Source organism: Vibrio sp. M260112 (assembly GCF_036533775.1).
GTDB lineage: Bacteria > Pseudomonadota > Gammaproteobacteria > Enterobacterales > Vibrionaceae > Vibrio.
In genome coordinates this window covers 129,295-149,199 of sequence record NZ_JATABH010000006.1, presented here as the reverse complement: position 1 = coordinate 149,199, position 19,905 = coordinate 129,295, and the positions used below count along the sequence as shown (strand labels likewise).

At 43.8% G+C, this 19,905-nt stretch carries 19 protein-coding genes and 1 pseudogene; 5 read left to right on the top strand and 15 right to left on the bottom strand.

Annotated features, from left to right (window positions below):
• The 6 genes and pseudogenes from QTN95_RS04840 to QTN95_RS04815 all read right to left on the bottom strand — a co-directional run.
• Positions 1 to 86 (bottom strand): annotated as a pseudogene (locus tag QTN95_RS04840) (IS66 family insertion sequence element accessory protein TnpA); the annotation flags it as partial.
• A gap of 242 nt (positions 87 to 328) precedes the next feature.
• Positions 329 to 508 carry a hypothetical protein gene (locus QTN95_RS04835; RefSeq protein WP_141705290.1) on the bottom strand — a complete coding sequence of 60 codons (180 nt, stop codon included), beginning with the start codon at positions 506 to 508 and terminating at the stop codon, positions 329 to 331.
• Between the two features lie 53 nt (positions 509 to 561).
• Positions 562 to 1,605, bottom strand: a complete 1,044-nt coding sequence (locus QTN95_RS04830) for an RES family NAD+ phosphorylase (protein WP_069494713.1) — start codon at positions 1,603 to 1,605, stop codon at positions 562 to 564.
• A gap of 7 nt (positions 1,606 to 1,612) precedes the next feature.
• Positions 1,613 to 2,548: a sce7725 family protein gene (locus QTN95_RS04825; protein ID WP_331416546.1), complete on the bottom strand. Its 936-nt coding sequence runs from the start codon at positions 2,546 to 2,548 to the stop codon at positions 1,613 to 1,615.
• 7 nt (positions 2,549 to 2,555) lie between these two features.
• The gene (locus tag QTN95_RS04820; RefSeq protein WP_331416545.1) at positions 2,556 to 3,446 is read right to left on the bottom strand and encodes a sce7726 family protein; all 891 of its coding nucleotides are present in this window, start codon (positions 3,444 to 3,446) and stop codon (positions 2,556 to 2,558) included.
• Positions 3,447 to 3,774: 328 nt separating this feature from the next.
• A complete protein-coding gene (locus QTN95_RS04815; protein ID WP_331416550.1) occupies positions 3,775 to 3,972 on the bottom strand; it encodes a hypothetical protein in 198 nt (65 codons plus the stop codon).
• Positions 3,973 to 4,255: 283 nt separating this feature from the next.
• Between QTN95_RS04815 and QTN95_RS04810 the strand changes: the two genes are divergently transcribed.
• The 4 genes from QTN95_RS04810 (at position 4,256) to QTN95_RS04795 (ending at position 7,799) form a co-directional block, all read left to right on the top strand.
• Complete coding sequence (locus tag QTN95_RS04810; protein WP_331416544.1) at positions 4,256 to 4,732, top strand: hypothetical protein; 477 nt, start codon at positions 4,256 to 4,258, stop codon at positions 4,730 to 4,732.
• 411 nt (positions 4,733 to 5,143) lie between these two features.
• On the top strand, positions 5,144 to 5,407 hold the full coding sequence (locus QTN95_RS04805; RefSeq protein ID WP_053812543.1) for a type II toxin-antitoxin system HigB family toxin: 264 nt from the start codon (positions 5,144 to 5,146) through the stop codon (positions 5,405 to 5,407).
• Positions 5,404 to 6,627, top strand: a complete 1,224-nt coding sequence (locus tag QTN95_RS04800) for a helix-turn-helix domain-containing protein (protein ID WP_054395027.1) — start codon at positions 5,404 to 5,406, stop codon at positions 6,625 to 6,627. The genes QTN95_RS04805 and QTN95_RS04800 overlap by 4 nt, the downstream gene beginning before the upstream one ends.
• 11 nt (positions 6,628 to 6,638) lie before the next feature.
• Positions 6,639 to 7,799 carry a beta family protein gene (locus QTN95_RS04795; protein WP_049876788.1) on the top strand — a complete coding sequence of 387 codons (1,161 nt, stop codon included), beginning with the start codon at positions 6,639 to 6,641 and terminating at the stop codon, positions 7,797 to 7,799.
• Between the two features lie 33 nt (positions 7,800 to 7,832).
• Here the strand turns inward: QTN95_RS04795 and QTN95_RS04790 are convergent, their stop codons facing one another.
• The 3 genes from QTN95_RS04790 to guaB form a co-directional block, all read right to left on the bottom strand.
• The gene (locus QTN95_RS04790) at positions 7,833 to 9,023 is read right to left on the bottom strand and encodes a tyrosine-type recombinase/integrase (RefSeq protein WP_331416549.1); all 1,191 of its coding nucleotides are present in this window, start codon (positions 9,021 to 9,023) and stop codon (positions 7,833 to 7,835) included.
• Between the two features lie 169 nt (positions 9,024 to 9,192).
• Positions 9,193 to 10,746 carry a glutamine-hydrolyzing GMP synthase gene (gene guaA, locus QTN95_RS04785; RefSeq protein ID WP_269377606.1) on the bottom strand — a complete coding sequence of 518 codons (1,554 nt, stop codon included), beginning with the start codon at positions 10,744 to 10,746 and terminating at the stop codon, positions 9,193 to 9,195.
• 166 nt (positions 10,747 to 10,912) lie between these two features.
• Complete coding sequence (gene guaB / locus QTN95_RS04780; protein ID WP_269377607.1) at positions 10,913 to 12,376, bottom strand: IMP dehydrogenase; 1,464 nt, start codon at positions 12,374 to 12,376, stop codon at positions 10,913 to 10,915.
• Between the two features lie 231 nt (positions 12,377 to 12,607).
• Here guaB and xseA point away from each other — a divergent pair, with 231 nt between their 5' ends.
• On the top strand, positions 12,608 to 13,939 hold the full coding sequence (xseA, locus tag QTN95_RS04775; protein ID WP_331416543.1) for an exodeoxyribonuclease VII large subunit: 1,332 nt from the start codon (positions 12,608 to 12,610) through the stop codon (positions 13,937 to 13,939).
• Here the strand turns inward: xseA and QTN95_RS04770 are convergent.
• The 6 genes from QTN95_RS04770 to QTN95_RS04745 all read right to left on the bottom strand — a co-directional run bounded on the left by QTN95_RS04770 (position 13,932) and on the right by QTN95_RS04745 (position 19,889).
• Positions 13,932 to 14,153, bottom strand: coding sequence for a zinc ribbon domain-containing protein (locus tag QTN95_RS04770; RefSeq protein ID WP_269377609.1), 222 nt, complete (start codon positions 14,151 to 14,153; stop codon positions 13,932 to 13,934). The genes xseA and QTN95_RS04770 overlap by 8 nt on opposite strands.
• Positions 14,154 to 14,226: 73 nt before the next feature.
• Complete coding sequence (locus QTN95_RS04765) at positions 14,227 to 15,231, bottom strand: sensor domain-containing diguanylate cyclase (protein ID WP_331416542.1); 1,005 nt, start codon at positions 15,229 to 15,231, stop codon at positions 14,227 to 14,229.
• Between the two features lie 273 nt (positions 15,232 to 15,504).
• A complete protein-coding gene (locus QTN95_RS04760) occupies positions 15,505 to 16,371 on the bottom strand; it encodes an alanyl-tRNA editing protein (protein ID WP_331416541.1) in 867 nt (288 codons plus the stop codon).
• An 80-nt stretch (positions 16,372 to 16,451) separates the two neighbouring features.
• A complete protein-coding gene (gene der, locus QTN95_RS04755) occupies positions 16,452 to 17,936 on the bottom strand; it encodes a ribosome biogenesis GTPase Der (protein ID WP_331416540.1) in 1,485 nt (494 codons plus the stop codon).
• 168 nt (positions 17,937 to 18,104) lie between these two features.
• A complete protein-coding gene (gene bamB, locus QTN95_RS04750; protein WP_331416539.1) occupies positions 18,105 to 19,265 on the bottom strand; it encodes an outer membrane protein assembly factor BamB in 1,161 nt (386 codons plus the stop codon).
• 9 nt (positions 19,266 to 19,274) lie between these two features.
• Positions 19,275 to 19,889 carry a YfgM family protein gene (locus QTN95_RS04745; RefSeq protein WP_331416538.1) on the bottom strand — a complete coding sequence of 205 codons (615 nt, stop codon included), beginning with the start codon at positions 19,887 to 19,889 and terminating at the stop codon, positions 19,275 to 19,277.
• Positions 19,890 to 19,905 lie beyond the last annotated feature (16 nt).

Sequence of the window (19,905 nt, the reverse complement as noted above, 5' to 3'; positions counted from 1 at the left end):
TCACAGAATAATCGTTGTGATAGCTGGCTAGATTCATAGTGTTCAAACAGGGTTCGCCATTCTTGGTTAGTGCGTCGTTTGGCCATTTCAAATCTCCTTTGGGTTGGAGATTTGATCTTATTATTCGGGCTAGACGATTAGAATGCGGGTTTTATGACGCGCTTACAATACTTCTGATAAAACAAAGCCTTGACGGTCACCACAATGTGGGATTCATCAAGGCTTATCATTAAGTTACAATGAGTTAGATGTAGGGATTAACCTAATCTTATTCCCATTCGAAGATCAATAAGAAGAAAATATATCTATATAGCAGCTAGTTAGAAAGCTAGCTTTTCTCGATACCATCATCTATACCATGCGCAGAATTTTTTTGATTTTTTGCTGCTCGTCGCCGTTTGAGTTCGGCTTTAGCCCAGGTTGACGATTCTTGCATATCAGGACGAAGCTCTTGCTTCTCTTCACACGTTAAAGCAATAACACTAGTCATTTTCGATATATGATTCATTTATAAACCTTTCTCAAAGAACCAATCATTGCCTCTCATAATCCCCCCAAGATTCATAGAAAATCGGTCTGCTTTTCTAAGGCAGCAACCTGAACCGAAACTCGATCTACGTTATATACGGAGACTTGACCACCTACAGCCTGTTCGGGATTAAACAAGGCAAGATTAATCCCTTCACTAACAGAACTGCGATAAACAACTCCATCAAAGCCTTTCTTTTTAATAAACTCACATAAGTATTGACTAGGTATGTAGTCTATTGCAGCACCTGACGGCTGAACTGGCCTTGTTAACTCTTCACCTAAGCGCTCTAGAAAAGGTAAATCAGCCCGCAATTGGGCGATTTGCCTAGCGTCCTCCAAAATGAAGGGAGAAACAAGTTCACGAGGGTTGCGTAAATCTGCAGCCTTAATGTCTGGAATTTCAAAAGTAGCCACGCAAGCGACCTCCCCAGTATGCGGCCTAACTTCCGCAACAGCAGTCTCAGGTAATGAACCTAAATAGAGATAAGGAATACCGGCCGGGTTTGCTCGTCCATTTGAAGAGCGCCTTTTAGGTGGAGCCCCCATCTCATCTATTTGAAAAGCTCTATCCTCAGTTTTAATTCGAGAACGATACCACTTCAAAGGTAGATCTTTAGCAATTAGCATCTCTAATAGCTCTTTGAGGCGCTCTTCGTCGATAGTTACATCTAGAAACCATCGATTCGAGTGCATCATTTCATCTCGCAATTTATCCCACAGTGCTAGACCATCACTATTATAACTACTTGAAGGTTGAAACGGACGGCGGACTACTTCACCATCATTAAGAATTTCACTAAGTAGATCTTTTGCATGAGCGTTGTCCATACGCTCATGGCTAAATATCAACCAATCATCTTTCATCCACTCAACTAATGTTTTTCCATCATGATCGGGTTCATATACATTAACTAGAAGCTCAAAATAATCCGCTAAATCAGCAGGCTCAACTAGTTTTGTATTAATTGTTCCGCAAAAGTCGCAATTCCCTAACGTCGGTCCAAGAGTAGGAAATATTTCATCTCGCAGAACACGATCGCCAAAACATTCGGGGCAGCAGTAACGCTTAGCCATAGCGACCTCACTTCAAATAATCTACAAGCGTTTCGATATGGTGCTTCATCGAAAGCTTTTTCACATAACCTAAACCGGGAAAGTGCCGTTTTTTATAAAGTTCTTTAAACTCTTTGATGGCATTAGTTTCAAGAAGCCCAGAGTTTCCACTTTCAAGCTTCCTGATTAATTTTCCAAGAGCTTGACCAAACTTCCCTGCGGGATCCGTAGGAGTATCCTTTGTATCTGAGACGAAATGATAAATGTACATCACATCATCCTTGTTACGATCTATGAAAGTAAGATGTATAGCTACCGCATAAGCTGGCCCGCCACCTTCGGTGTATGCATCCCCAACCATCAAGAAGTCTCCAAACCCTTCCATCCCTAATTCAGGATAAGTAGCATGGAGTTCTGAAAACATTTCAACTTCAGGATAATCTGCATTGCGCTGGCGGTTGAATCCATCACGAATCAAAATACGCTTACTAGATCCAAAATGCTTTCGGTATAATAGTTTTGAGTAATCATCTATAAAGATATTTGTTAGCTCCGACATATAGCTTTCAAATTTAGTCGCCAAATCCTTTGGCTCAGTGAAACCTGCATGGACTAGGACCCGATTATGGGATGCATGCTGTTCGAAGCATAACATAGCCTCATCTGCCGACATACCGTTACGCAGAAGGATTCCTGCAGATATATTATCCGATCCAGAAAATTCTTCCTCAAGAAAGCTGCTGATATTAGCGCCATTATCTTGATGATCACCATAGTAGGGATTAACTATAACTATTGCTTTACCACCTGCTTCATTAATCGCTTCTAATGCTCTTTTGAGGCCATTTAATGACTCACGAACAGGCTCAATGACTGGTATAAAGTTATTGTCAGCCAAAAGCTGAGCCATTTCACGAATCGTTATTAGCTCAAATTGCTTTCCACGAAAATATGGGTAGTACATATGTCGATTAACTCCATGTCATTGCCGCATGTAACGGAGTTTCCGTAGCATCGATCAGTCTTGTTTGATCAGAGTGACGCACAGACACTGATAATGCAGCAGTTTGTAAGGACTTTGGCAAACGATCAACAAAATCTCTAAGTGAAGCAAGAGTCCGTGTCCGTTTTAATGTTTTAACCATTTCAAAGTGCAAAGTAGCCGGATCAATTTCAGAAAACAATTCACACAATGCCGCATGTCTTTCAATATTAGGCACCACGGGTACGGCTATCCCTAAGCTCTCAAGAATTTCGACGCATTCAGAGATGCGCAAGGAGTCAAATACAGTACTAGGACAGATTCTCTCAGGACAATTTAGGGCCTCACGTATAGTTTTGATCTGATAACGCTTAGTTAGGCACATAATTCCAACATCTTCCGGTACGGCTTTAAGGATACCATCGATATGCTCTTCACTGGATATCACATTAACTTTGGCAAACACTCGTTTGTAGTTCTCAACTTGATGTTCAAGCCGAGTAAGAGAATCTCGCTCAGACTTTATCTCATAAACAGTTGCTGTACCGTTTAAAATTACTAGGTCCGCTTTACAACTACCGGCTCGAAACTCGCTTAGCATTGAAGCCGAGCGCAGTGAATGAGTCCCCAGAAGCACTTTTTGACTAACAGCTGCTCGATATATGTACTCATTACGATGACCAGCAACTTTAAGTATATTAAATGCAAAATCGAACGCTTCACCTACTGTTGCGTTGGGTGCCAACTGGTCAACTATTCCAGCCTCTTTTAGCAACCGAGTGAACAAAGCAGACTGCCCCTTCCTTGCCATCTCTCTAAAGACGGCAGCTGAAAACAGTCTAGTTAGAGTAGGAAGGTTCTTTAAGTCATTGATTTTCATTTAAACACCAGAAAAACCACTATGCTTTAGGAGCATTATTTAAAATAATCATCTATCTTCTTTAGCTTTTGGCTAAAGAACCTCTTCAACCTGCTAAATCATATAAAAACTGACTGATATACTAGCATTCACGCCTAATTTTTGCGATCGAAAAGGCCTCCCTTTTCAACCAACTACTAACTTTAGATTTAGTACTATCGACAAATATAATTATGACAATCTCGGGGGAAACTGAACATATAGCAACAGCTTCCAAGAGGGACAAATCTGGCAGATGGTATTTGTAAATGCGGGCCGTTACATAATCACCGGCCCGTGTGCTTTCTAACTACTTGCGTCGGCCAAACGGCCACCATCTCATTTTGTCGATTTGATCGACCGAACTATTCATGTCCTTGTAAGCACGCCCGGCTAAACGGTTTTGGAATACCTCCATTTTGTAGGCAATAGCTTTCATCTTCGGGCCGTATACGGTGTTGTTCAGCCACTGTCCTAAAAAATAGAAGGCCAGCATTACAATGAACATCACGGCGAAGAAACCAAAACAACATAGTGCCGACACCAAACTTAATGCACGACGAAAGCAAACCTATGTGGCCAAAGAAATGAACTCGCAGAATATTTCTATAAGCTAGATAACAATATGCCAAATGATGAATATCAGATAGATAATCACAACGAAAAAAATCCTGACAACAAGAAAAAACTGCAGCTCAGCCACCGGTATTGCTCTCGCCATAAACCGAAAAACATTGATGGCCGCACTTGGAATTCGACATACAAAAGTGCTCTGAAATCAAAGGGCCAATTTGAGAAGGAATTACGACGATTGCAGCTTCACATTTTCAAAGTCGAACAGCTTAAAGCTGTATGTAGGAGATGAACTAGTTGACCAGTATTTCTACCACTTCCTCCAAGATAAATGCGTAACGCAAAAGCAAGCTGACGCATTTTTCCATTACATTAGGAATAATTTCGAGTACCCGGTAGAGCTAAAGGGCGAAACAGAAAAACTCATTAATGAAGCAGCAGTGAGCTTTACTGGATCTGGTACAACTCTTGGAGCCGGTGATGAAGGAGCTTTACGGAATATAGCCCGAAGAATGGTCGATTCAAGACTTACTGACAATAAGAAAAGAATGCTCGCTCTGAAAAAGCAAGACCAAGGCCTTAGTCAGAAAGCGATTGCTCAAAAACTAACTGAACTTGGTGGTAAAAAAATAACTCCCCAAGCTGCGTCTAAAGCTTTGGGGACAGTTCGTGATGAGTTTCTCTTACTACGCTAGAAAACTGACAAATTTTAGCGGCTAAAATTCTTATCATAGAGTCCTTTTACATGGATTTACCTACCCCATTTCCTACCCTAAAAAACAGAAATTAAAAAACTTTAAACTCATCTATATACATCGATATATAAGTCTTTCAATGAAATATGTCTATAGCTATGCATAACGCGGATTGAGTAAAATTTTATTCTGGAATGAAGTAAGCTCACAGTCGAAGAGGCACCAAGCCTTAGACAAAGGAGCGATCTATATCAAACTGTTCGACAAACATATGCGCTCTAGTTGATATTTCAATACGTGCCCCCATCTTAAGTAAGGATATAGGTCACACAATAAAGGTTCCCAAATGTGGAACTTTTTATTGACCTCATGTTTTGTTGGTGTAATATTGTTCCCAATTGGAGAACTTTGATGCGTTTAATAGGAAAAGAGCGACTTGGCGTAATTAGAAGTGTCGATTTATCTATTGATACTTGGATTTCAGCTTGGGTAGCAGAACTAAGTAATGCTAACTGGAGAAGTGAGATGGAGCTGATTAGTGCCTTTCCTCGCGCAAAGTATATAGACAGTCAGTCATATATATTTCCGGTTTGCGGTAACGAAGATATGAACATCAAGGTCACTTTCTGTTTTAACGGAGGCATTGCTGTGATTCGTGAAGTGATAACAAAATGAACAGGTCACAACCTAGAGTAATTAGAACACCAGAACAGTATAGAGAATACCTATCAGAGGTGGAGCTGCTAATTACACAGAACTTAACACCAGGGTCAGAAGATGCAGAGCGTTTAGAATTATTGACTATTTTAATTGAAAACTATGAATCTTCAAACTATGCAATCGAGCCTGTTGAACCAATAGAAGCAATCAAATTTAGGATGGCGGAGAAAGGCTTAAAACAAGTAGATCTAGCGCCATATTTTGGTACAAAAAGTCGCGTGTCTGAAGTTTTGTCAGGTAAACGAGCATTGACAGTACCAATGATAAAGGCGTTATCTGTGGGGTTAGGAATAGCACCACAAACGCTTTTAGGTTTAGAAAGTGAAGCTCATTATACCGAAAGAACTACACAAAAAGAGGTCAACTGGTCAAAGTTTCCAATAAAGGAGATGCTTTCTAGAGGTTGGATAGAAGACTTCAGTAATAAAACCAAAAATATCGAGCAACAGGTTAAGGATTTTATTGGGAGCTTAGGGGAAACTACGGCATCAGCTTCATTCAAGAGGACGCTCTCTGGGGATGCTTATTCGCCATTGACTCACTATAAGCTATACGCCTGGGTTGCTAGGGTAATTCAGCGCTCGAGAGAGCGAAAGTTACACAATGAGTTTGATGCAAATGTACTAAGCAAATGCTTCCTGAAAGAGCTAGCTCAGCTAAGCTGGTCTGAATATGGCCCATTACTTGCGGTGGAGTTTTTAGAAAAGAATGGTATTTGTGTAGTGATTGAACCTGCTCTGAAGGGCACATCAGTCGATGGAGCAGCGCTTAAAGACTCAAATGGTAGACCAATAGTCGCTCTGTCGTTGCGACAAGATAGGTTAGATAATTTTTGGTTTACTTTATTACATGAAGTTGTACATATCTGGAAACATGTCGATTTAGAAAAAACGTTTGTTGACGATTTAGAAAACCATACTGATAGCAAAGACAAATTTGAAGCAGAAGCAAATAGATTAGCTCGAGATACTTTTATACCTAGAGTTATTTGGAAACGAAGTGATGCGTATTTGCACCCTAGTAGCTCAACAATTGACAAGCTTTCTAAAGAATTGAATATTCACCCGGCTATCATTGCCGGAAGATTGAGAAAAGAGTCTGGTAAATACAATCAGTTCTCTGATTTGGTTGGTTATGGGGAAGTCAGGAAGCACTTTCCTTCCAAATACTGGTAAGCGAGATGGTTATGATTCCAAAGTACATGCCTATTTTGAAGGCGAAAAAAGGTGAGTTTGACGCTTATAAGAACTTATCGAGAACAGTCCAGTTAAGCACTCTTCCGATATTCGAGCTACCTCGTTTGACAAATAAAATGCTTGAAAGCAATACATACTCTGCTTTAAGCAACCCTTATGAACACTTTATAAATAAGTGTGCTTTGGAACTTAGCTCATCGGTATCCGTACCAACTTTAGCAGTCGACATCCATGCATGGGCTCCAAATTCAACAATTGAGAACGGAGAGCATATACTCTCAGTTTTTTGCAGTAGCCTTACAACTCATGGATGCGAAGTCATCCCTGTGGTTGGCTACGACAGATGGGAAGATGAAGAGTACTCAACAATCTTAAAACTCTTAGCCCGAACTAAAGAACGATTCATTCTTCGATTAGACTCCTTCGCATTTGAAGATATGGTTGAGGAAGATTTATTTCTAGAGAACCTTGAGGACATCATAACCTCTATGGATCTTGATACGACAAAGTGTTCTGTTTTACTTGATTTTAACGATGTATCAAAGCTATCCATAATTGATATTGAAGAACAAATTGATACCGCTTTATCAATGTTAAGCAACTACCATTTTAACTTTATTTCTATCGCAGGTTGTTCTGTTACAACTGATGTTAATGGTATGGTTCCTAGCATTAATTCAACAGGGTTAGTTGTTCGAAAAGAATTTAAGGTATGGAAGTCCGTAAGAACTTTCAACTCTAGCTTGAACTTTGTTTTTGGTGACTATGGAATAGCAAATCCTAATGTTACTGATGGATTGATAGCTCCTGATGCTAATGGAAAAATTCGATATACAACATCTGATAGCTATTTTGTTGTTAGAGGTTACTCTAGACGGCAAGGCGAAAAAGGAGCTCAAATGCACAAGCTTTGTCAGACATTAATCAACTCAAGTCATTTCTGTGGTGCTAGTTTTAGTTGGGGAGATAAAATGATAGAGACGTGCGCCAATCACGGTAAAGTTAACGGTAGAACTTTTGTTGGAAACCCTACGAGCTGGGTTTCCATTGACACCACCCATCATATGACTTTTGTTACTCAAGAAGTTGTTGAGTTCGAACGTTCACTATCTACAACAAGCTTATTTCGCGAATCTTCGTTAAATAAATAATTCATAGTGGCTCCTTATTTACTTAAGGAGCCACTATAACTTTGTCCACTCATCAATCATATCTGCCCAGTCCTGTAGCATTGATGCACGTTGCTCTCGATATTCAGCTTTGTTGTAAACTGCCCTCACCCCTTTCTGTTCGTGCGCCAGGCATTTTTCTATCCAATCAGTGTCGTATCCAGCTTCGTGCAGCAGTGTACTCGCTGTTCTACGTAGGTCATGCGGCCCAAACTTACTTAGTGACTGACCTTCCTTTTGCGCGGCCTTGTATGTCAAATCCATGACTCGGTTCATCGTCGCACTACTCATTGGAGCATCAGAGTCATAACGGGAAGGAAGAATGTAATCAGACCCACCGGCAAATGTCTTCAAGGCGATCAGAATGTCCATAGCCTGGCGTGACAAAAATACCAGGTGCGGGTTACGTCGTTTCATTCTCTCCTTGGGGATCGTCCACAACGCTTCACTAAAGTTAATTTCATTCCAGGTTGCATTGGTTAACTCGCTTTTGCGCACCATAGTCAACAACAACAACTTTACCGAAGCACGAATCGAAGGGGTTGTACCTACCTTTTCCATGTAGCGGTACATCAAACCGATCTCAGCCGGCGTTAATGTTCGGTCTCTTGGTTCAAATCGAGCAATACTGGCGGGCCTCACCAAGTCTGCCGGGTTCTCAACTTTCTGCCCTCTCTCAGTCGCCCATCGATACACCTGGAGTACAATGTCACGCGTATGCACAGCTGTTGCCGGTGCTCCACGCTCTACTATCGCGTCAGTCAATGCTCGCAGATCTTCATGCGTAATTTCTGTCAGCTTCTGATTGCCAAATTTACCCTCTAACTCTCTGGCATAGACAGAGCGACGCATATCCCGGGTAGAATCGGCCATCTGATAGCCACGCAGCCATTTTATAGCCCAAGCACCAAAGGTTTCAGCATCTTTCGTTCTCGCCTTCGTACGGGCTTTCTCTTTGGCCGGTGACTTTCCTTCAATAACCATTCTCTTCGCTTCATTGAGACGCTCACGCGCTTCAGCTAACGTGATGCCTCCTACTCCGTAGCGGCTAAAGGTAATGGTTTCTTGTCTGCCATTGATTGAGTAGTTGTAGCGAAAAGAGATAGAGCCTGCGGTAGTGACAGCAACATAGAGGCCATCACGGTCATTGACTTTGTAAAGTTTATCTTTGGGTTTGAAATTGCGTAGCTTGGTATCGGGCGTAATCCATGGCATTACCGATGAATCATACCCATCAAAATACCACGGTCAAACCGTACTTGGCGTTGCCAGACATTGCCAAAAATGACTAAGCCAAAAACAAAAAAAGTCCGCTATTACGCGGACTTAGATATGATTTAGTGCCTGTTAGTGCCAGATCCTTCTTAAAGGAGCATTATTCCCACTCGATTGTCGCTGGTGGCTTACCTGAAATATCGTAAACAACACGTGAAATACCATCAACTTCGTTGATAATGCGGTTAGAAACCTTACCTAAGAAGTCGTATGGTAGATGCGCCCAGTGAGCAGTCATAAAGTCGATTGTCTCTACAGCACGTAGTGATACAACCCAATCGTACTTACGACCGTCGCCCATTACACCAACAGAGCGTACTGGAAGGAATACCGTGAACGCCTGAGAAACTTTGTTGTAAAGATCAGCAGCGTGCAGTTCTTCAATGAAGATAGCGTCCGCACGACGTAGTAAGTCACAGTACTCTTTCTTAATTTCACCAAGAACACGAACACCTAAACCAGGCCCTGGGAATGGGTGGCGGTAAAGCATGTTGTATGGCAGACCAAGTTCTAAACCAATCTTACGTACTTCGTCTTTAAACAGCTCACGTAGTGGTTCAACAAGACCCATTTCCATATCTTCTGGCAGGCCGCCAACGTTATGGTGAGATTTGATTACATGTGCTTTACCAGTCTTAGATGCCGCTGACTCGATAACGTCTGGGTAGATCGTACCCTGAGCAAGCCATTTAGCATTCTTCAGCTTCTTCGATTCTTCATCGAATACGTCAACAAATACATGACCGATAGTCTTACGCTTATCTTCCGGATCAGATTTGCCTTCTAACGCTTTTAGGAAGCGATCTTCAGCATCTACTTTAATGATGTTTAGGCCAAATTTATCGCCAAACATATCCATTACTTGCTGACCTTCGTTAAGACGAAGTAGACCGTTATCAACAAATACACATGTTAGTTTGTCACCAATAGCACGGTGAACCAGCATAGCAACAACAGAAGAGTCCACACCACCAGATAGGCCAAGAATCACTTCGTCATCACCAACTTGTTCTTTGATACGAGCAACTGCGTCTTCAATGATAGATTCTGAAGTCCATAGACGCTCACAACCACATACGCCAAGAACAAAGTTCTCTAGCATCTGTAGGCCACCTTTCGTGTGAGTGACTTCTGGGTGGAACTGAACACCGTAGTATTTCTTCTCTTCGTTTGCCATTGCAGCGTAAGGACAAGTATCCGTTTCGCCAACTTTCACGAAGTCTGCTGGAATTTCTACAACTTTGTCGCCGTGGCTCATCCAAACATCTTGAGTCGCTTCAAGATCTTTGAAGATAGCTGAGTCACCAGATACTTTTACTTGCGCGTAACCGAACTCACGTTCAGTTGAGCCAGCTACTTTACCACCTAGCTGCTCAGCCATAGTTTGCATGCCGTAACATACACCTAAAACTGGAACACCTGAGTCAAATACGTACTGTGGCGCGCGTGGTGAGTTTGCTTCTGTTACGCTTTCTGGGCCACCAGATAGAATGATACCGTCTGGATTGAATTCACGAATATCCGCTTCTTCAACATCCCAGCTCCAAAGTTCACAGTAAACGCCGATTTCACGTACGCGGCGAGCTACTAGTTGAGTGTACTGAGAACCGAAGTCCAAGATCAGAATACGTTGGTCATGAATATTTTTAGTCATTTTGAGCAGTCTTATAAGCTAAGTGATTAAAATGCAGGCGAGTGTACTCGCCTCTTCTTAATGCTTCAAGGAAAAGCAACCGTTTTCGTTAGGCTATATTTCAGCTGGTTATCTCACTGATAAGGGCTGTTGAGTGCCATTAAGTTAGTGACATAACCAGTGAGGATTAACCTAGACGGTAGTTTGGTGCTTCCTTAGTAATTTGAACGTCGTGTACATGAGACTCTTTCATGCCAGCGCCAGAAATACGAACGAATTCAGCTTTCGTACGTAAGTCTTCGATAGTCGCGCTACCTGTTAGACCCATGCTTGAACGTAGACCACCCATTTGCTGGTGTACGATCTCTTTTAGGCGACCTTTGTAAGCAATACGGCCTTCGATACCTTCAGGTACAAGCTTGTCTGCTGCATTGTCAGACTGGAAGTAACGATCTGATGAGCCTTGCGACATGGCACCAAGAGAACCCATGCCACGGTAAGCTTTGTATGAACGGCCATTGTATAGAATGACTTCACCTGGTGCTTCTTCTGTACCCGCGAACATCGAACCAACCATAACGCAAGATGCACCCGCAACGATTGCTTTACAGATATCACCAGAGAAACGGATACCACCGTCAGCGATAACTGGAATACCGTACTGGTTCGCAACTTCTGCAGCATCTGCAATTGCTGTTACTTGAGGAACACCAACACCCGTTACGATACGAGTCGTACAGATTGAACCTGGGCCGATACCAACTTTAACTGCACTTACACCCGCGTCGATCAGTGCTTTAGCACCAGCGCCAGTTGCAACGTTACCACCAATGATGTCTAGGTCAGGGTATGCTGCGCGAGTTTCGCGGATACGGTTAAGAACACCTTCCGAGTGACCGTGAGAAGAGTCGATTAATAGAACGTCAACGCCAGCTTCAACAAGTGCTGCAACACGCTCTTCGTTACCAGCGCCTGCACCAACGGCTGCACCAACACGGAGACGACCTTGTGCATCTTTACATGCATTTGGCTTACGTTCTGCTTTATGGAAGTCTTTTGCTGTGATCATACCTTTTAGTTGGAACTCATCGTTCACAACCAGTACTTTCTCTACACGTGCTTTGTGCATTTTCTCTTGAACTTCTTCACGAGTTGCACCTTCTTTAACGGCTGCCAAACGCTCTTTAGGCGTCATGACAACATCTACCTTCTTAGAAAGGTCTGTTACAAAGCGAACGTCACGACCAGTGATAATACCAACGAGTTCGTTGTTATCGGTTACCACTGGGAAACCTGCAAAACCATGCTTTTCTGTCAGAGCCACAACATCTGCAATCGTCGCATCAGGACTTACGGTGACTGGATGAGAAACCACACCCGCTTCGTAAATCTTAACCTGATGAACCATCTCAGCTTGTTTCTCGATAGACATGTTCTTGTGGATAAAGCCAATGCCACCTTCCTGCGCAAGAGCGATAGCGAGACGAGCTTCCGTCACGGTATCCATAGACGCAGAAATCATCGGAATATTTAGAGTGATATTTTTCGTCAACTGAGTGCGAAGATCAGCTGTGTTTGGGAGAACGGTGGAGTGTGCTGGCACAAGTAGTACGTCATCGAATGTCAGCGCTTCTTTGGCAATTCTTAGCATTTGCAATATCTCACAATTAGAGGAGTAAAAAAACAATCCGGTCTCATCGTTTCGCATAATGAGGGCAGCAAGCTTGGGAAACTCCACTGCATTTGGATTAGATATTGCGGACGGATTATACGGCTTAGGAAATCGCTTGGCTACACATTTTTCTATTTTTTATTTGCATTTACCCCCTTGATATGTATTATATTGCCGCTAATTTCCATACTCACGTCTACGAGATTAGCTGTGTCTTCTCTGACCAATCAAAACATCTTTACCGTCTCTCGCCTCAATGCTGAAGTGCGACTTTTGCTTGAAAATGAGATGGGTATTGTTTGGTTAGTTGGTGAGATTTCTAACTTCTCTGCTCCCGTTTCAGGTCACTGGTACCTGACCCTTAAAGACTCTCGCGCTCAAGTCAAATGTGCCATGTTTCGTGGTAACAATCGCCACGTCACCTTTAAACCACAAAATGGCAACCAAGTACTGGTCAAAGCTCGTCTATCTCTCTATGAACCTCGCGGCGACTACCAGTTAATTATCGAGAGTATGCAGCCAGAAGGCGATGGTCGACTCCAACAGCAATTCGACGAGTTGAAACTTAAACTCGCAAGTGAAGGCTTGTTTGCTCAGAGCAACAAACGCCCTTTACCTGAACATCCTAAGCGCGTGGGTGTCATCACTTCTAAAACTGGCGCAGCCCTGTTTGATATTCTTGACGTACTCAAACGCCGTGATCCTTCATTACCCGTGGTCATCTACCCTACTATGGTTCAGGGAGAAGAAGCCGCTATCCAAATCGCTCAAGCGATTGGTTGTGCGAATAGCCGCAATGAGTGTGATGTTCTGATCGTCGGTCGTGGAGGCGGTTCATTAGAGGATCTATGGTGCTTTAACAACGAGATTCTCGCCCGCACGATTGCAGCCAGTCAGATCCCAATTATCAGCGCGGTTGGTCATGAAATCGATGTGACGATCGCCGATTTCGTCGCGGATATGCGTGCACCGACACCGTCTGCTGCCGCTGAGCTAGTCAGTCGTGATAATAGCCATAAAGATCAAGCTCTCATTGGCCGTCAACACAAGCTTGTTGCTGCGATGCGCCACTACATCAATGAACAAAAACGGTGCACCACCTCACTTGTACACCGTTTGGAAAGACAGCATCCAAGCTATCAGTTGCAGCGCCAAAGCCAGCAACTTGATGAGCTAGAAGTGAAACTGCATCGCGCGATGCAGCACTATATTTCAGTTCGCCAGCAAAAAGTCGAGCGTCTGCAACACAGAGTTGCTCTCAACTCCCCTTTCAAGCGTCTATCTGAACAGAAAGGGACATTGCAAAGACTCGAACAGAAACTGTTGGATGCGATGGATAGAAAGTTGCTTAACACACGTCATCAACTGGCACTGGCGGCTGAAAAACTTGACACCGTTAGCCCTCTAGCAACGTTAAAGCGCGGTTATTCCATTACCCAAACAGAACAGGGCAATGTGGTGGTTCGAACCACAGACGTAAAAGCAGGTGACATCTTGGTCACCCGCTTATCTGATGGCGAAGTTTGTTCAACGGTCAATTAGCAACAAACTCAAATCTTACTTTCGATTTAGACTTTAACTCATTACAGCTGTTACAAAAATAGTTGGCTGCTCCACACGCCTGAAGCTTCTCAAGTTCCGCGTCACAATCTGGGCAGTAGCCTATTTTCTTGTAGCTGACTTGGCAGCTCTGGCACTCATATTGTCCATCCCACTGCAGTTCAGCATTACAGCTAGGGCATTGATTTTCCGTCATAGCACTCTCTTTGATCTAACAATATCTTTCCATCAGTATCATTCGCTTCATCATCTACCAGCAATGATCTTAATCAGTATAGACTGCGCTTTGCGTGCTTAACCTGATACATTGACTGGTCCGCACGTCGAATTATCCCTTCAATCGAATCACTATTTGGCTTATGACTGTAGCTATAACCGACACTGACTTTGACCTGATAGCCATCAATGAGTCGCATATCATTAAAGGCACGTTCTAAACAGCCAGAGAAGTCTTCCAAATCGGACAAGCTTTCGAAGCAACAGAAGCCAACAAATTCGTCTCCTCCATAGCGCCCTAGCACCGAACGAAGCTGAAACTGTTGCTTGAGTACTTCGGCAACTTCGATCAACACACTATCCCCAACATCATGACCAAAGCGATCATTGATATATTTGAAGCTATCAATATCGATAAAAAAGCAGGCAAACAGCAAGTTGCGATTTTCATCATTCAACAATGTATTTTGCACTTCTAATTGCAACATTCTACGGTTGAAACAGCGTGTTAGAGGGTCACGGCTTGCGTGAAAGTGCAGTTGCTCTTCCAACTGATACTTTTCCAGTGCAACCGCATATAACGAAGCGACCATCTCAAGTATTTCGAGTTCTTCTGTGGTCGGGGAGGACGGTTTTTCGCTGTAAATGGCAAATGTACCAAGCACGCTACTATCAGATGCAATGATCGGTACAGACCAACAGGCATGCAGATTCGCTTGCTGAGTTAAAGCCGTATAGGGCCGCCAGTTTTCATGCTGATTTATATCCGAGACGACAACCGGTTTTCCCGTTGCCGCGGCTGCACCACAAGAGCCGACTTGAGGTCCGATGGCGACCCCTTCAATCGCTTGATTATAAAACTCAGGCAAATGTGGGGCGTATTCTAAATACAAGTGTCCGTCAATATGTCGCAAAATAGACGCGAGCCTTCGACCAAATAATTGTTCCGACAATGCGATAACGGCTTCATTTAGTCGAGACTTGTCCATTCCTAAAGCTAACTGCTGCAACAAACGATTCACTGCCCGGTGAGCATCGAGCAGGCTGTACGTGTTCATTTCGCGTGCCTTATTCTTTTTTAATATAGTTATATGAGGAGAATATCATATACACATATGAAATTATCTGAACTGGAACACGCTTAGATGATCTTGTACAGATCATCGGCAAAATCCATTTTGATCAGCGATCTACCCTAAAAAGAATATTTATATAACCACACACCGAAAGCATAAGTTACATATGCTGCATTTCAATTTTAAACAGAATTTAAATCCAAGAATGAATCAAAAGCCAAACCAAACAGGATTTAATAAAAAGATCATTTGCTACTATAATGGCTTTACACTGGTGTGCATTTCAATGTTTTGCTCATCTATCTGAGTTAAGCGCACTTCAATAGCAGCGTATTCAGTCAATGAGTTTACATGGCTGCCACCGCAAGGGATTACCGCTATTTCCCCCTGATGGAGATCGCACTGCCAGTAACGCGAATCGGTCAATGCTTCACCATGACACTCTACTTTGACCTCTGAACCAAGTTCGATCCACTGCAACAAAATGTGATTCACCTGTTGTTGAATTTGCTCAAGATTACTCAGCATATCTGCGCTGTTCAGGCCACGTTTACGTAACGTTTTACCTAGTCGATAGGTATCTAAGCATTGATCAGGAGTAACAAAGCTGGTGACCTGAGCATAGCTGTTAAAATCGTAATGGCCATGAGGGTCTTTGCGGTCAGCGTCTTTTCTCCAATAACCTTGCTCCGTTAACACTTTGTTCAACGCTAAGTAAGATAAATGACCCGCGCTATGTCCACGACTTAGCGAACCTTGGTAAGCCTTGTCTACAGCAAGAGTTACTCGCTCTCCTAGCTGCAATGCAGAACAATCTGCTGCTAAACAGTGTACGACGACAAAACACCAACCGGATTCGTCACGCTTGACTGGAATCTCATGCCCAACATATAACTCACCCGTTGCCAGTTCTACCGCACCAACTTGGCAATCAAGAACGGGGAACTGGTTCAGTGTCCCTTTATCTGCCGGATGATCCGGCCAAATGTGGCTAACAGGGTGAAAGGGCGTTTTATCCGTCACAACGTAAAGATATTCACTACCACGCTGTAACAGTTGAATGTCTGCGTCTAACTGCCAGATTCCGTGGCAGAATTGGGTAATCGTGGGGGTAACTTGCATCGTTTATTCCTATAAAAAAAGCGCCGGAACGAATGCGGCGCTTTTCATTTAACTCGACAATCTGATCTTTCTCATCAAGATCAGTTTTTACGATTTTTCATCATGCTCATCAAGCGCTTACGTTTACGCTCTTGAGACAGTGTCATCTTGTTCGATTTGCCTTCGAACGGGTTATCACTGTTCTGGAACTGAATACGAATTGGTGTACCCATAATTTCCAGTGACTTACGGTAATAGTTCATCAAGTAACGCTTGTACGAATCTGGTAACTCATTAACCTGGTTACCATGGATAACCACGATTGGAGGGTTGTAACCACCTGCGTGAGCGTATTTCAGCTTCACACGACGACCACGAACCATTGGTGGCTGGTGATCATCCGTTGCCATCTTCATGATACGAGTCAGAACAGAGGTACCGACACGAGTCGTAGCCGATTTGTACGCTTCTTGCACGGATTCAAATAGGTGGCCAACACCTGTGCCGTGAAGCGCTGAAATAAAGTGAATACGGGCAAAATCAACAAAGCCAAGACGACGATCGAGCTCTTTCTTGACCTGCTCTTTGACGTCCATATCTAGGCCGTCCCACTTGTTGACAGCGATAACGATAGAACGACCAGCATTCAGCGCAAAGCCAAGTAAGCTCAGGTCTTGATCTGAGATGTTCTCACGCGCATCGATAACCAGCATAACAACGTTCGCATCTTCTACTGCTTTGAGTGTTTTTACTACCGAGAACTTTTCGACCGTTTCGTTAATACGAGTACGACGACGAACACCCGCGGTATCAATCAATACGTATTCGCGACCATCACGTTCCATCGGAATGTAGATAGAGTCACGAGTCGTTCCTGGCATATCGTAAACAACAACGCGTTCTTCACCCAAAATTCGGTTTGTCAGTGTCGATTTACCTACGTTTGGACGACCGATAATGGCCAGTTTGATTGGCTGATCTTGAAGACGCTTGAACTCTTCTTCCGCCTCTTCTTCGCTGTAGTCGAGCTTCTCGTCTTCATCGACAAACTCGGTCAGATCTTCAATCTCACCTTTTGCTTCTTCAAGAAGTTGCTCTGCGAATGGGTTAAGAGCTAGATCGATAAGTGCCGTTACGCCTCGGCCGTGTGCCGCAGCGATTTGATACATGTTTTCTACGCCAAGCTGCCAAAATTCTGCACTTGCCGCATCAGCATCGATACCATCAACCTTGTTTACAACCAGCATTGATGGCTTTTCAATTTTACGTAGGTGTGAAGCAATAGCTTGGTCAGCAGCAGTCAAACCAGCACGACCATCGACCATAAACAGTACAACGTCCGCCTCATCGATTGCCGCCAGTGACTGTTGAGCCATTTTGGTTTCAACACCTTCTTCTGTGCCATCAATACCACCGGTATCAATAACGATAAATTCGTGTTCACCAAGCTTAGCTTGGCCATATTTACGGTCACGAGTTAAGCCAGGGAAATCCGCAACCAATGCGTCGCGTGTACGAGTCAATCGGTTAAACAACGTTGATTTGCCAACGTTTGGACGCCCTACCAGAGCAACAACAGGTACCATAACAACCTCTACAATATTCTTTACTTTATGTAGTTATAGGTAACGACTCAGCAGAAATCACGTCGTGAGACCTTTACCTATAACCACATCAAACTATGGGTATCTAAAACAAACAAACGGCTCCCAACTGTTACCAGCTAGGAGCCGAATGTGAATTATATCACACGATTACTCGTTGATCGTCAGTTTCTTTACATCGCCATTGCGAGTCACAGCTACGTAACCACCGGGAACCGCAATTGGAGCAACGGCAAAGCCACTACTGTTGACTTGCTGCATCGAGACAAACTCGCCGCTACTGCGATCAATCCAATATAAGTAACCTTCGCTGTCACCAACAACAACGTACTGATTAATCATGACTGGTGCTGTCACCAGACGATGCTTTAATTGCTCGTTTGACCACAACTCGGTGCCACTACGAGCATCAACCGCCACAATGTGGTCTTGGTCGGTCACAACAAACAAACGGCTACCGTCACTCACTAAGTCAGTTGAGGATGAGTAGTTGCGCTTCCACGCCGCTTTACCCGATCGTAGATCGATGGCCGTCAACTGACCGTTATAGCCAACAATGTACAGTGTACTGCCTAAAATTAATGGAGATGCATCAACGTCAACTAGACGATCGATTTCTGTCGCACCTTGTGGCATACCAATTGGCTGCTGCCAAATGAGTTGTCCACGTTCGACAATAGCGGCGGCCAATCGACCATTAGCCGTACCCCAGAACACACCACCAGAGGCAGTCACAGGTGCACTGTTACCACGTAAAGTCAGACTTGGAACCTCTGTACTGATGGTCCATTTTACTTCACCGGTCACTTGATCCAGTGCCTGCAAGATGCCCTTGTTGGTATGGACAATAACAAGGTTGCTATCCGTTGCTGGTGCAGCGAGCACTTCACCATCAACGTCAGCTTGCCAATTTAACTCACCCGTTTCTTCGTTGAAGGCGAATAGACGCCCATTTTCGCTACCGACGAAAATTTGACTGTACGCTGCCGTAATACCACCAGACAATCGAGCCGACACATCAGCTTCAACATTGGCTTCCCAAAGTGTTTTACCACTTTCAGGATCAAGTGCTTTAACCACGCCATCACGACCCGCGACAAACACTTTGTCGTAAGCATATTCAGGTGTCAGCTTTGAGTAGTATTGCCCTACACCACCACTGACTGAATTACTCCACTCCGATTTAGGTATGAACTCGCTGTCCACTTGAGGAACTGGCGCCATGATAATGGTGTCTTCTTCACTAGCACAGCCCGCCAGTACGCCAACAAACATTGCCGTTGCAAGCGCCTTTTTAAGCATATTCTTCATGCTACGCCCTTACTTGGCTAGGTCATCCAGTTTCATTTGTAGAGCCTGGCTAGCGTCACCAGATTGCTGCGCTTCTGTGTATGCAGAATACGCTGCTTGTGTATCGCCTTTACGCAACAAGATGTCGCCTTTCAACTCAGCAACACGACCTGCCCAACTTTGGTCAGTGATGTTGGCGAGTTCTGCGATAGCGGCATCAAACTCACCTTGCTCCGCTTTAACACGCGCAAGACGGTAGTTAAGTACCGCAGATACTGCTGCATCTTTGGTTGCAGACTTCGCCCACTCTAGTTGAGCCAACGCTTCATCCAGATTACCCGCTTCAACTTGAACTTTAGCCAGTTGTAACGCAGCAAGCACTGAGTATTCAGTCTCTTTGTTGGCATCAATGAAAGCTTGAATATCGCCTTCTGCTGATGCGCCTTTTTCTGCTAATGATTCTACCGCTTTGGTGTAGCTTTCAGACGCGGCTTCTTGAGCGGCTGTTACAGAATCTTGATAGTAACGCCAACCAAACAGACCGCCCAGACCAACAACCGCACCCAAAATGACTGCTTTGCCGTTCTCTTTCCACCAATCTTTGATCGCTTCTACTTGTTGTTCTTCAGTATCGTAGAGTTCCACTTCCTGTCCTCTTACA